12 protein-coding genes are annotated in these 12,637 nt (G+C 73.5%); all 12 read left to right on the top strand.

The annotated features are described in order from the left end of the window. Positions 1-313: 313 nt before the first annotated feature. On the top strand, positions 314-1,102 hold the full coding sequence (locus ACFV5H_RS21905) for an aldose 1-epimerase (protein ID WP_385196787.1): 789 nt from the start codon (positions 314-316) through the stop codon (positions 1,100-1,102). 10 nt (positions 1,103-1,112) lie between these two features. Beyond that, positions 1,113-1,661, top strand: a complete 549-nt coding sequence (gene pyrE, locus ACFV5H_RS21900) for an orotate phosphoribosyltransferase (RefSeq protein ID WP_385046233.1) — start codon at positions 1,113-1,115, stop codon at positions 1,659-1,661. Between the two features lie 208 nt (positions 1,662-1,869). After that, complete coding sequence (gene fbaA, locus ACFV5H_RS21895) at positions 1,870-2,901, top strand: class II fructose-bisphosphate aldolase (RefSeq protein ID WP_385046230.1); 1,032 nt, start codon at positions 1,870-1,872, stop codon at positions 2,899-2,901. A 63-nt stretch (positions 2,902-2,964) separates the two neighbouring features. Next, positions 2,965-4,434, top strand: coding sequence for an MFS transporter (locus tag ACFV5H_RS21890; RefSeq protein WP_385196785.1), 1,470 nt, complete (start codon positions 2,965-2,967; stop codon positions 4,432-4,434). Positions 4,435-4,451: 17 nt separating this feature from the next. Continuing rightward, a complete protein-coding gene (locus tag ACFV5H_RS21885; protein WP_385046225.1) occupies positions 4,452-4,865 on the top strand; it encodes a DUF3151 domain-containing protein in 414 nt (137 codons plus the stop codon). A 157-nt stretch (positions 4,866-5,022) separates the two neighbouring features. After that, complete coding sequence (locus ACFV5H_RS21880) at positions 5,023-5,856, top strand: tryptophan 2,3-dioxygenase family protein (RefSeq protein WP_385046222.1); 834 nt, start codon at positions 5,023-5,025, stop codon at positions 5,854-5,856. Beyond that, positions 5,849-7,042, top strand: coding sequence for a kynureninase (gene kynU, locus ACFV5H_RS21875; protein WP_385196783.1), 1,194 nt, complete (start codon positions 5,849-5,851; stop codon positions 7,040-7,042). The genes ACFV5H_RS21880 and kynU overlap by 8 nt, the downstream gene beginning before the upstream one ends. Positions 7,043-7,208: 166 nt before the next feature. Then, positions 7,209-8,078 carry an alpha/beta hydrolase gene (locus ACFV5H_RS21870; RefSeq protein WP_385196780.1) on the top strand — a complete coding sequence of 290 codons (870 nt, stop codon included), beginning with the start codon at positions 7,209-7,211 and terminating at the stop codon, positions 8,076-8,078. Between the two features lie 408 nt (positions 8,079-8,486). Next, positions 8,487-9,401, top strand: a complete 915-nt coding sequence (locus ACFV5H_RS21865; protein ID WP_385196777.1) for an alpha/beta hydrolase — start codon at positions 8,487-8,489, stop codon at positions 9,399-9,401. After that, positions 9,398-10,579, top strand: coding sequence for an acyltransferase (locus ACFV5H_RS21860; protein ID WP_385196775.1), 1,182 nt, complete (start codon positions 9,398-9,400; stop codon positions 10,577-10,579). Before ACFV5H_RS21865 ends, ACFV5H_RS21860 begins: the two co-directional genes overlap by 4 nt. Next, the gene (locus tag ACFV5H_RS21855) at positions 10,572-11,894 is read left to right on the top strand and encodes a sensor histidine kinase (RefSeq protein WP_385196773.1); all 1,323 of its coding nucleotides are present in this window, start codon (positions 10,572-10,574) and stop codon (positions 11,892-11,894) included. Before ACFV5H_RS21860 ends, ACFV5H_RS21855 begins: the two co-directional genes overlap by 8 nt. Next, a complete protein-coding gene (locus ACFV5H_RS21850; RefSeq protein ID WP_385046203.1) occupies positions 11,891-12,553 on the top strand; it encodes a response regulator in 663 nt (220 codons plus the stop codon). Before ACFV5H_RS21855 ends, ACFV5H_RS21850 begins: the two co-directional genes overlap by 4 nt. Positions 12,554-12,637: the final 84 nt, after the last annotated feature.

The following is a 12,637-nucleotide window of genomic DNA, read 5'->3' as shown; positions in this document are numbered from 1 at the left end:
CGACTGCCCGCAGTTGCGGCGTTCCCGCGCCCACCCGTGCCGTCCCAGCGGCACGACTGCCCGCAGTTGCGGCGTTCCCGCGCCCACCCGTGCCGTCCCAGCGGCACGACTGCCCGCAGTTGCGGCGTTCCCGCGCCCACCCGTGCCGCCCCAGCGGCACGACTGCCCGCGGCTGAGGGGTGGGCGCCGTTCCCGCGGCACGGGTGGGCGCGACGGCACCCTGCCGGCGCCGGTGAGCGAGACCGCCCCCGGGCGGTGGCACGACTGCCTGCGGCCGGCGACGTGCTCTTGATCGTCCCAGTAGGGTCGTTGCGTGAGTAACGGAGAGATCGCGCTGACCGCGGGTGACGCGGAGGTGACCGTGCTGCCGGGGAACGGCGGACGGGTCGGAGGGCTGCGGGTCGGGGGCGTCGAGCTGCTGCGGCAGGGGGAGCGGTTCGGGTGCTTCCCGATGGTGCCCTGGTGCGGACGGATCCGCGACGGACGGTTCCGGGACGGCGCGACCGTGCACCAGATGCCGCTCAACGCCCCGCCGAACGCCATCCACGGCACCGCCCGCGACACCGTCTGGCGCACCGCCCGTACGAGCACCGACGAGGCCGTGATGACGTACGACCTCGTCGAGCCGTGGCCGTACTCCGGGCGCGTCACCCAGCAGATCGCGCTGACCGGGGACTCCCTGACGCTGACGATGAGCGTGGAGACGTACGAGTCGTCCTTCCCGGCGCAGATCGGCTGGCACCCGTGGTTCAACCGCAACCTCGGCGGCGAGGACGTGGCGATCGGCTTCGAGGCCGCCTGGCAGGAGGAGCGCGGGGAGGACCACCTGCCGACCGGGCGGCGGATCGACCCGAAGCCCGGGCCGTGGGACGACTGCTTCGGCATGCCCGGCGGTGTCGACGTCACCCTCACCTGGCCGGGGCAGCTGGAGCTGAAGGTGACCAGCCGCGAGGAGTGGGTCGTGGTCTACGACGAGCAGCGCGAGGCCGTGTGCGTGGAGCCGCAGACCGGGCCGCCGAACGGGCTGAACACCCACCCGCGCCTGGTCACCCCGCTGGAGCCGCTGGAGGCCTCGACGACCTGGACCTGGACCCGCCTCTAAGCTGGCTTCCATGAGCGAAGTACGTGGCGCGCTGCTGCAGCAGATCAAGGACAAGGCCGTGGTGCACGGCAAGGTGACCCTCTCCTCCGGTCTGGAGGCCGACTACTACGTCGACCTGCGCCGCGTCACCCTCGACGGCGAGGCCGCCCCGCTGGTCGGGCAGGTGCTGCTGGACCTGACCGCGGAGCTGGAGTTCGACGCGGTGGGCGGGCTGACCATGGGCGCCGACCCGGTGGCGGCGAGCATGCTGCACGCCGCCGCCGCGCGCGGCCGGAAGCTGGACGCCTTCGTCGTCCGCAAGGCCGCCAAGGCGCACGGGCTGCAGCGGCGCGTCGAGGGCCCGGACATCGAGGGCCGCCGCGTCCTCGTCGTCGAGGACACCTCCACCACCGGCGGCTCCCCGCTCACCGCCGTCGAGGCCGTGCGCGAGGCGGGCGCGGAGGTCGTGGCCGTGGCGACGATCGTCGACCGGGCGACCGGCGCCGCCGAGAAGATCCAGGAGGGCGCCGGGGTGCCGTACCTGTTCGCCTACTCCAAGGACGAGCTCGGCCTCGACTGAGGCCACCGGGCGCCCCGGCCTCCAGGACGCCCCGGCTCTCCCGGGGCTCCCCGCATCCCTCGCATCTCCCGCATAACGACTTGACCTGCGCCGTCGACCGGCCGGACAAGTCTGGGAAGATGGCCCCGACAATGACGTCGCATCCAAGGTTCCAGGTCAGGGCCGACCGTACGCAGTACGCCACACCGCACGCATAAGGAGCGGACAGATGCCCATCGCAACTCCCGAGGTCTACAACGAGATGCTCGACCGGGCGAAGGCGGAGAAGTTCGCCTACCCGGCCATCAACGTCACCTCGTCCCAGACCCTGCACGCGGCACTGCGCGGCTTCGCCGAGGCGGAGAGCGACGGCATCGTCCAGATCTCGACGGGCGGCGCCGAGTTCCTGGGCGGCCAGCACAAGAAGGAGATGGTGACCGGCGCGGTCGCGCTCGCCGAGTTCGCGCACATCGTCGCCGAGAAGTACGACGTCAACATCGCCCTGCACACGGACCACTGCCCGAAGGACAAGCTCGACGGGTACGTCCGTCCGCTGCTCGCGGTGTCCGAGGAGCGCGTCAAGGCCGGCCGCAACCCGCTGTTCCAGTCCCACATGTGGGACGGCTCCGCGGAGACCCTCGCCGACAACCTCTCCATCGCCCAGGAACTCCTCGAGCGCGCCCGCGCCGCGAAGATCATCCTGGAGGTCGAGATCACCCCGACCGGCGGTGAGGAGGACGGCGTCACGCACGAGATCAACGACTCCCTCTACACCACGGTCGACGACGCGGTCCGCACCGCGGAGGCCCTCGGCCTCGGCGACAAGGGCCGCTACCTGCTCGCCGCGTCCTTCGGCAACGTGCACGGCGTGTACAAGCCGGGCAACGTCGTCCTCCGTCCCGAGCTGCTGAAGGAGCTCAACGAGGGCGTCGCCGCCAAGTACGGCAAGCCGGCCGGCTCGCAGCCGTTCGACTTCGTCTTCCACGGCGGCTCCGGCTCCACCCCGGAGGAGATCCTCACCGCGCTGGAGAACGGCGTCGTGAAGATGAACATCGACACCGACACCCAGTACGCGTTCACCCGTCCGGTCGCCGACCACATGTTCCGCAACTACGACGGCGTCCTGAAGGTCGACGGCGAGGTCGGCGACAAGAAGACCTACGACCCGCGCACCTGGGGCAAGCTGGCCGAGGCGTCCATGTCGGCCCGCGTCGTGGAGGCCTGCCGGAACCTGCGCTCCACGGGCACCCGCCTCAAGTAACACCTCCTGGAGTGTGAGCCCGGTACCGCACGCGGTGCCGGGCTCCTTCCGTATGCTCGCCGCATGCCCGACGTCCGGCTGTCCTCCCCGCAGGGCAAGTGGATCCTGCTCACCACGGTCCTCGGCTCCAGCATGGCCCTGCTGGACTCGACCGTGGTCAACGTCGCCCTCCCGCGCATCGGCCGCGACCTGGACGCCGACCTCGCCGCGCTGCAGTGGACCGTCAACGCCTACATGGTCACGCTGGCCGGGCTGATCCTGCTCGGCGGGGCGCTGGGCGACCGGTTCGGGCGGCGGAAGGTGTTCGTCGTCGGCGTGCTGTGGTTCGCGGCGGCCTCGCTGCTGTGCGGCATCGCCCCGAACGCCGGCGTCCTCGTCGCCGCACGTGCCCTCCAGGGCGTCGGCGGCGCGCTGCTCACCCCCGGCTCGCTCGCCCTCATCCAGGCCTCCTTCCACCCCGACGACCGGGGCCGCGCGGTCGGCCTGTGGTCCGGCTTCGGCGGCATCGGCGCGGCCGTCGGCCCGTTCGTCGGCGGCTGGCTGGTGGACGGGCCCGGCTGGCGCTGGGTGTTCCTCCTCAACGTGCCGCTCGCCCTGCTCTGCGCCCCCGTCGCCGTACGGCACGTGCCGGAGTCGACGGGCGGGAAGGCCGAGGGCCGGTTCGACGTCCTCGGCGCCGCGCTCGGCGCGATCGCGCTCGCGCTGGTGACGTACGCGCTGATCGAGGCCGAGCAGGGATCCCTCCTGGTCGCCGTCTCCGCGGTCGCAGGACTGGCCGCCGCGGTCGCGTTCGTCCTCGTCGAGAAGCGCCGCCCGCACCCGATGATGCCGCTCGACATCTTCGCCTCCCGCCAGTTCTCGGCGGTCAACGTGGTCACCCTGTGCGTGTACGCGGCGTTCGGCGGGTTCTTCTTCCTCGCCGCGCTCCAGCTCCAGGTCGTCGTCGGCTGGTCCGCCCTCGCCGCCGGTACGGCGCTGCTGCCGACGACCGCCCTGATGCTGCTGCTCTCCGCCCGCTCGGGCGAACTGGGCGACCGGATCGGCCCGCGCATCCCGCTCACCGTGGGACCGCTGCTGTGCGCCGCCGGGATGCTGCTGATGCTGCGCGTCGGGCCCGGCGCCTCGTACGCCACCGAGGTGCTGCCCGCGCTGCTGGTGCTCGGCCTCGGCATGGTCACCCTGGTCGCACCGCTCACCGCGACCGTCCTGGCCTCCGTGGACACCGCGCGGGCGGGCCTGGCCAGCGGCATCAACAACGCCGCCGCCCGCGCGGCCGGCCTGGTCGCGGTGGCCGCGCTGCCGCTGCTCGCCGGGATGGGCCCGGAGGCGTACCGGCTCCCCGACGCCTTCGACGACGCGTTCCGGCGGGCGATGGTCCTGTGCGCGGGCGTCCTCGTGGTGGGCTCCGCCATCGCCTTCACGACCGTACGCCGCCCGGCACCCGACTGCCTGCACCCCGAGTGCCACACCCACGGCAGTGTGGCGGTGCCCCCGCTGGAGGCGGGGGAGGAGGGCGGGAGCCGGTCCCGCTGATGTACGAGACTGGACCCATGTCGATTCACGAGAACCTCCTCGGGGGCCCGCCCCCGACCCACCTCCCCGACGACCCGGGCCCGCGCGAGCTGCTCGCCTCCGGCGCCACGCCCGCCGACGTCGCGGCCCGGTACCCCACCTCGTCGCTGGCCTGGGCCCGGCTGGCCGACGAGGCCTTCGAGCGGGACAGCGTCGTGGAGTCGTACGCGTACGCCCGTACGGGCTACCACCGCGGACTGGACGCGCTGCGCCGCAGCGGCTGGAAGGGCCACGGCCCGGTGCCGTGGGAGCACGAGCCCAACCGCGGCTTCCTGCGCGCCCTGCACGCCCTCGCCCGCGCCGCGCAGTCGATCGGCGAGCAGGAGGAGCACGAGCGCTGCGCGCAGTTCCTGAAGGACTCCTCGCCGACGGCGGCCCAGGTCCTGGGCTGACCGGCTGACCTGTGATGTCTCCGGGGCCCGTCCGTGAGCGGGCGGGCCTTGCGGTCGTGGGGGACGATTGCGCAGGATGCACCGTGGGGACCGGGGCCCCCGTGCCGGTAACGGCAGGGGCGGACCGCTACCCGGAGTACATGTACAGGAGACAGCGATGTCCCACGAGGCTCACGAGCAGCCCGAGACCCCGCATCTCGACTTCGAGGGGACGACCCCCTACGAGGACTACGTCAAGGCCGATGTCCTCACCCACCTGCAGCACACCCTCTCCGACGATCCCGGAGAGATGGTCTTCCTGGTCACCACCCAGGTCATGGAGCTGTGGTTCACCGTCATCGTCCACGAGTGGGAGACCGCGGCGAAGGCGCTGCGCCAGGACGACGTCCCGGTCGCGGTCGACGCGCTGAAGCGGTCCGTACGGGAGCTGGAGGCGCTGAACGCCTCCTGGAAGCCGCTGAGCGGGCTCACCCCGGCGCAGTTCAACTCCTACCGCGGCGCCCTCGGTGAGGGCTCCGGATTCCAGTCGGCGATGTACCGGCGCCTGGAGTTCCTGCTCGGCGACAAGTCCGCGTCCATGCTGGTCCCGCACCGGGGCGCGCCGCGCGTGCACGCCGAGCTGGAGAAGGCGCTGCACGAGCCGAGCCTGTACGACGAGGTGCTGCGGCTGCTCGCCCGGCGCGGGCACGCGATCCCTCAGGACGTGCTGCGGCGCGACGTGTCACGGAGGCACGAGCCGTCGGCGGAGGTGGAGGCGGTCTGGACGGCCGTCTACGCGGGCGACGAGCGGGACGAGGTCGCCCGTCTCGGCGAGGCGCTGACCGATGTCGCCGAACTGGTGTGGCGCTGGCGCAACGACCACCTGGTCGCCACCCGCCGCGCGATGGGCGCCAAGACCGGCACGGGAGGCTCCGCCGGGGTGGCCTGGCTGGAGAAGCGGGCGCAGAAGAGCGTGTTCCCCGAGCTGTGGACGGCGCGGTCCTATGTCTGAGCTCGCGATGAAGGCGGAGAAGCTGGACGCCTCCGACGAACTGGCCGCCCGGCGGGCCGGGTTCGTGCTCGACGACGTGGTCTATCTCGACGGCAACTCGCTGGGCGCGCTGCCCGCCGTCGTGCCCGGCCGGGTCGAGGACGTGGTGCGCCGGCAGTGGGGCGAGCTGCGCATCCGGTCCTGGACCGAGGGCGGCTGGTGGACGGCGCCGGAACGGATCGGTGACCGGATCGCGCCGCTGGTCGGCGCGGCGGCCGGGCAGATCGTGGTCGGTGACTCGACAAGTGTCAATGTGTTCAAGGCACTTGTGGGCGCGGTGCGGCTGGCACGGCTGACCGGCCCGGAGCGGGACGAGATCGTGGTCGACGCGACCACCTTCCCCACGGACGGCTACATCGCCGGGTCGGCGGCCCGGATGACCGGGTGCACGCTGCGTCCGGTGACCCCGTCCGAGGTGCCGGACGTGCTCGGTGACCGTACGGCCGCCGTACTGCTCAACCACGTCGACTACCGCAGCGGCCGGCTGCACGACCTGCCGTCGCTGACGGCCGCCGTGCACGCGGCGGGGGCGGTGGTGGTCTGGGACCTGTGCCACAGCGCGGGCGCGCTGCCGGTCGGCCTGGACGAGCACGGCGTGGACCTGGCGGTCGGCTGCACCTACAAGTACCTGAACGGCGGGCCCGGCTCGCCGGCGTTCCTGTACGTGCGCGCGGACCTGCAGGACCGCTTCGACTCCCCGTTGCCGGGGTGGAACTCGCACGCCGAACCCTTCGGGATGCGTTCCGCGTACGAACCGGCGGCGGGCGCGGTGCGCGGACGGGTCGGCACCCCGGACATCCTCTCCATGCTCGCCCTGGAGGCGGCGCTCGAGGTCTGGGACGGGGTGACGGTCGAGGCGGTGCGCGCCAAGTCCCTCGCGCTGACGGACTTCTTCCTGGAGTGCGTCGGGGAGTACGTCCCCGAGGGCAGGGTCGAGTGCGTGACGCCGCGTGCGCACGGGGAGCGGGGCAGCCAGATCGCCCTGCGCTGCCCGGACGCCGGGGACGTGATGAAGCGGCTGATCGAGCGGGGCGTGGTCGGGGACTTCCGCCATCCGGACGTGCTCCGGTTCGGCTTCACCCCGCTGTACGTCGGCTTCGCGGACGTGGAGCGGGCGGCGCGGGTGCTGGCGGAGGTGCTGGCGTAGCCCTCCGGGGCCGGGGGGTGACGTCGTACGGTGTCGCCCCCCGGGTCCGCTGACCGAGCGTGACATCCGCATGTCGGCGTACGTGGGCGTGCTGATACCGTCCCGGCCGAACGGCCGCGTTCCCGTCGGCCCGTCACCCGTGTTCTGTCGCTGAGAGGTTGAAGCAATGACGGACGACGTCGCAGCCGCCCGGGCCGCCGCCGAGGAGGAGTCGGCCTTCTCCCACCCGCCCGTGGACCCCGACGCCACGGTGGCTTACGGCGACGACCCGGACCAGATCGTCGACTTCTACGCGCCGCGTGCGGAGGGCGGGCCCGCGCCGGTGGTGGTCGTGCTGCACGGCGGTGCCTGGCGGGCGCCGTACGACCGGCGCCACATCAGCCCGTTCGCCGCCTTCCTGGCCGGGCGGGGGTTCGCCGTGGCCAGTGTCGAATACCGGCGCGGAGCGGGGGAGCCGGGCGGTGCTGATCCGGTCGCGGGGCGGTGGCCCGACACCTTCGACGACGTCGCCGCCGCGATGGACGCGCTGCCGGGGCTGATACGGGAGCGGGTGCCGGGGGCCGACCCGCGGCGCGTCGTGCTCACCGGTCACTCGGCCGGTGGCCACCTGGCGCTGTGGGCCGCCGCGCGGCACGTCCTGCCGGCCGGCTCCCCCTGGCGGACGGACGGGCCCGCGCCGCTGCGCGGTGTGGTCGCCCTCGCGCCGATCGCGGACTTCGAGATCGCCGACAAGCTGGGTGTGTGCGGGGGCGCGGCGCGGCAGTTGCTCGGTGGTGACGATCACTTCGCCGAGCGTCGGCCGCACGCCGATCCCGGGCTGCTGCTGCCCACCGGGATCGCCACGACCCTGGTGCAGGGGCGTACCGATGACGTGGTTCCGCAGGCGGTCGCCGAGGCGTACGCGGAGGCGGCGGCGAAGGCGGGGGAGGTGGTGGGGGTGACGTTGCTGGAGGACGTGGGGCACTTCCCGCTGATCGATCCGGGGGCGGACGCGTGTGCGGTGGTGGCGGAGGAGATCGCTCAACTCGCTTGGTGAGCGGCTCTCTTGACCGGGCCGGCCGGTCATACCCGTAGTACCTGAGAGCTACTTCGCAGGTGAGTCCCCCGGCGGGACGCGGGTTACCCGCGGCGCTCCGTAACTTCCCTTTCTGTCGAGCCCGGTGGGCGGGTGAGCGGACGGGGAGGTACGGCCATCGTGGTGCGCGGGCGTGGAGGGGAACCGGCGTTGGTGTGGGCCGGGGGGCGTTCGCGCTGCCCGGCGCTTGCGGGGTGCCGTCGCGCCCACCCGTGCCGCCCCAGCGGCACGACTGCCCGCGGGAGCGGCGGTACGGCTGTCCGTGGGAGCGGCGAGGGTGGTGGCGTGGGCGTCCGCGGGGATGGCGGGAGCGGCGGTACGGCTGCCCGCGGATCGCGCGGGTGGCGCGGGTGGCGCGGGTCGCGGGGTTTGCGTGGGGTGCTCGCGTTGCTTGTCGCCGGGGCCGTTGCCGTGCCGTTGGCCGGGGCGGCTCGGCCGCGGGTGCCCGCGCCGGTGCCCGCCGTGCTCGCGACGCCTTCCGCGGCGACCCTCGACGCGGTCTACGCCGCCAACCGGGCCAACGCCGAGGAAGCCGCCCGTATGGCCGCCGAGTACGGGGACCGGCGGCGGGCCGGGGCCGATCGTGCGCTGGCCGGGCGGCAGTTGCTGGACTTCGACGGGCGGGGCGCCGGGCTGGTCACCGAGGTGTTCGGTGACCTCGCGCACGCCGACCGTGTCGCCGTCCTCGTTCCCGGCTCCGACACCGGCATCGACACCTACGGCCGGTTCCGTGCCGCCGCCCTCGCCCTGCACGAGCGGCTCGGTACGCGGGCCGCCGTCGTGGCCTGGCTCGGCTACGAGACCCCCGCCACCGTCAGCGCCACCGTCGCCACCACCGACAGGGCGGAGGAAGCCGCCCCCGAACTGCGGCAGCTGGTCGGCGACTTGCGTGATGTCGCCGGGCCGCGCGCCCGTATCTCCCTCCTCTGCCACTCCTACGGCTCCGTCGTCTGCGCCGAGGCCGCCGACGGTCTCGACGTCGGCGACATCGTCCTCCTCGGCAGCCCCGGCACCGGCTCCGACACCGCCGCCGGCCTGCGCACCCGGGCCAGGATCTGGGCCGCCCGGGGCGCCGACGACTGGGTCGGGAACGTCCCGCACCTCGGCGTGGACCTCCTCGGCACCACCGTCGGCTTCGGCACCGACCCCGTCTCCCCGGCCTTCGGCGCCCGGGTCTTCGCGGCCGGCGACGGCGGTCACAGCGACTACTTCGCCCCCGGCTCCGTCTCCCTGGCCAACCTCACCCGGATCGTCCTCGGCGAGACCCGGGCGGTGACCTCATGAGCCGCCTCACCACCGCGATACGCGGCGCCGCCGGGCGCGTCGACGCGGCCACCCCCGGCCGGCGCGACCGGGTCGTGGACGCCCTGCGCGCCGGCGCCGTCCTCGGTGTCGTCCTCGGCCACTGGCTGGTCACCGCCCTCGTCGCGGACGGCCGCACCCTGCGCACGGCCAGCCCGCTCCAGCACCTGCCGTGGCTGGCACCCGTCTCCTGGGCGTTCCAGACCCTCGCCGTGTTCTTCCTGGTCGGCGGTCATGTGGCGACCCGCGGGTACGCCTCCTCCCGCGCCCGCGGCATCCCGTACCGCCGCTGGCTGCACGGCCGGCTGGCCCGACTGTTCAAGCCGGTCGTCGCCGTCCTCCTCCTGTGGACGGCCGTCACCGCCGTACTGCTGCTCTCCGGGGCCGAGTACGCGACCGTCCGCACGCTGGTGAAGCTGGCGCTGTCACCGCTGTGGTTCCTGCTGGTCTTCGCCGCCCTCACCGCCGCGACCCCGCTGCTCACCCGGCTCCACCCGCTGTGGCCGCTCGCCGTCGTCCTCCACGTCGACCTGCTCCGCTTCGGCCTCGGCGCCCCCGCCCGGCTCGGCTGGCTGAACCTGGCGGCCGGCTGGCTGGTGCCGTACACCCTGGGCGCGGCTTGGACACGGGGCGAGCTGGAGCGTCGTAGGACCGGCTGGGTTCTCCTCCTCTCCGGTACGGCCGTCACGGCCGCGCTCGTCGCCCGGGCCGGCTACCCGGCGTCGATGGTCGGCGTCCCGGGCGCCGGGGTGTCCAACCTCAACCCGCCGACGCTGGCCGCCGTCACCTTCGGCCTCGCCCAGTGCGGGCTGGCGCTGCTGCTGCGCGACCGGCTGCGCACGGCGATGCGGCGTCCCGTCGCGTGGGCGGCGGTGGCGCTGGTCAACCTCTCCGCGATGACGATCTTCCTCTGGCACCAGACCGCCCTGATGGCGACCACCGCCACCGGTCTCCTGGCCGGCCGTCTCCCCGGCCTGCACACCGTCCCCGACGGCCTCGGCTGGGTCGCCGCCCGGCTGGTGTGGCTGCCGGTGTTCGTCCTCGCCCTCGCGGTCTGCCGGTCGGCGTTCCGGGCCTGGGAGCGGGGTGGCGGACACGGGGGACGGTCCCGGGTCGTCCGTACGCACCGCTCCACGACGAAGGACGTACGACATGTCTAGGCTGAACCGCGTGACGGGCAAGGGGGCGGAGACCGTTCCGCGGTGGCTTCGGGTGCTGCGGGGCGACCTGCTGACAGTGCGTGCGGACCCGCTGCCGCCGTCGGAGTGGCTGCGCTGGGTGCCGCACGGATTCGTGTGCCTGGCCGCGTTCGTCGTCTTCTTCGGCGACCTGAACCAGCTCCAGGGATACGGGAAGATCGGCCACAGCAACGCCCTGATGATCGCGGTCGGACAGTGCGGGGCGGCCGTTCTCGCGCTGCGGCGTCCGGTGCCGGCGCTGTGGTTGTCGCTCACCGCTTCGCTGGCGGGTGCAGTCCTGGCGCGCCGCATGCTGATGGCCGGTCAGATCGACGGATTCCCATGGCCCTGGCACGCCTGGGGGATCGCGACCCACCTGCTCGTGCTGCTGCTGCTCGCCCTGCGCGTGCCCACCCGTGTCTCCGTCGAGGCGCTGGCGCTGACGGGGCTGCTCACCTACGTCCTCCAGGGCCTCTGGGGCGCGTGGAACTACTCGTCCACCGGCCAGACCGCCGTCGTCCTGTCCGCCGTCGCCGTCGTCCTCGGCGCCGCCCTGCGCGGCCGCCGTGAGGCCCGCGCCGAACTGGGGCGGCAGACCACCCTCACCGCCGAGGAACGCGCCCGCCGCACCCTCCTGGAGGAACGCAGCCGGATCGCAAGGGAGTTGCACGACGTGGTGGCCCACCACATGTCGGTGATCTCCATTCAGGCGCAGGTGGCCCCGCACCTGGTCCAGGGCCCGCCCGACGAGCTGAGGGAGAACCTCGCCGGCATCCGCCAGAACGCCGTCGAGGCGCTGACCGAGCTGCGCCGCGTCCTCGACGTGCTCCGGTCCGAACACCCCGCCCCCGGCGAGCGCTCGGACGCCCCGCAGCCCACCCTCGACCGTCTGGAATCGCTGGTGGAGAACACCCGCGCCACCGGACTGACCGTGACCACCGGGACCAGCGGGGAACACCGCCCGCTGCCGCCCGGCGTGGAGCTGTCGGCGTACAGGATCGTGCAGGAGGCGCTGAGCAACGTGCTGCGGCACGCGCCCGGCGCGACCGCCCACGTCACCCTGGCCTACGATCCGCGGGGGCTGCGGGTGACGGTCGTCAACACCGGCCCGACCCGGGAGGCACCGCCGTCCGCCGGCGCCGGGCACGGGCTGCTCGGCATGCGGGAACGGGCCGTCATGCTGGGCGGCAGACTGACGGCCGGCCCCTGGGCCGGGAAGGGCTACAAGGTCGACGCCTACCTCCCGGCCTCCGCCCCGCCCGCCACCGAACCCCTTCCCCAGGACGGCACCGCATGATCCGCGTACTGATCGCCGACGACCAGCAGATGGTCCGGCAGGGCTTCACCGTGCTGCTGAACACGCAGCCCGACATCGAGGTCGTCGGCCAGGCGGTGAACGGGGTGGACGCGGTCGCGCGGGTCGCCGAACTCGCCCCGGACGTCGTCCTGATGGACATCCGCATGCCCGAACTCGGCGGCATCGAGGCCACCGCCCTCATCACCACCGCCACCCCGGACGTCAGGGTGCTCGTACTGACCACCTTCGACCTCGACGAGTACGTGTACGAGGCGCTGCGCGCCGGGGCGTCCGGGTTCCTGCTGAAGGACGCCTCCGCCGACCAGCTCGCCGAGGCGGTACGGGTGGTGGCGGCCGGGGACGCCCTCCTCGCGCCCGGCGTCACCCGCCGGCTGATCGCCGAGTTCTCCCGGCTGGACGCCCGCCCCCGCAGCCCCCTCAAGCAGCGCGTGGGGGACCTCACCGAACGCGAGACGGAGGTGCTCGCGCTGATCGCGCAGGGCCTGTCCAACGCGGAGATAGCGGTACGTCTCGTGGTGGCCGAGCAGACCGTGAAGACGCACGTCGGCCGCATCCTGGTGAAGCTGGGCCTGCGGGACCGCACCCAGGCGGCGGTGTTCGCGTACGAGTCGGGGCTGGTGCGTCCCTCCGGGTACTGACGGGTGGCCCGGCGTGCGGCCCGCGTAGTACCTGAGACGGACGCCCGGGAACCCGTCTCAGCGGGGACGACCGCCCTCACCCGG

It is taken from the genome of Streptomyces sp. NPDC059787, assembly GCF_042732315.1.
Lineage (GTDB): Bacteria > Actinomycetota > Actinomycetes > Streptomycetales > Streptomycetaceae > Streptomyces > Streptomyces atrovirens.
The sequence above is the reverse complement of the archived record's forward strand: the minus strand, read 5'-3'. Positions and strand labels throughout refer to the sequence as shown.

Coding starts and splice junctions, on each gene's coding strand:
- pyrE (WP_385046233.1), top strand. CDS start 1,113: ATGAGCGAAGTACGTGGCGCGCTGCTGCAGCAGATCAAGGACAAGGCC.
- fbaA (WP_385046230.1), top strand. CDS start 1,870: ATGCCCATCGCAACTCCCGAGGTCTACAACGAGATGCTCGACCGGGCG.
- ACFV5H_RS21890 (WP_385196785.1), top strand. CDS start 2,965: ATGCCCGACGTCCGGCTGTCCTCCCCGCAGGGCAAGTGGATCCTGCTC.
- ACFV5H_RS21885 (WP_385046225.1), top strand. CDS start 4,452: ATGTCGATTCACGAGAACCTCCTCGGGGGCCCGCCCCCGACCCACCTC.
- ACFV5H_RS21880 (WP_385046222.1), top strand. CDS start 5,023: ATGTCCCACGAGGCTCACGAGCAGCCCGAGACCCCGCATCTCGACTTC.
- kynU (WP_385196783.1), top strand. CDS start 5,849: ATGTCTGAGCTCGCGATGAAGGCGGAGAAGCTGGACGCCTCCGACGAA.
- ACFV5H_RS21870 (WP_385196780.1), top strand. CDS start 7,209: ATGACGGACGACGTCGCAGCCGCCCGGGCCGCCGCCGAGGAGGAGTCG.
- ACFV5H_RS21860 (WP_385196775.1), top strand. CDS start 9,398: ATGAGCCGCCTCACCACCGCGATACGCGGCGCCGCCGGGCGCGTCGAC.
- ACFV5H_RS21855 (WP_385196773.1), top strand. CDS start 10,572: ATGTCTAGGCTGAACCGCGTGACGGGCAAGGGGGCGGAGACCGTTCCG.
- ACFV5H_RS21850 (WP_385046203.1), top strand. CDS start 11,891: ATGATCCGCGTACTGATCGCCGACGACCAGCAGATGGTCCGGCAGGGC.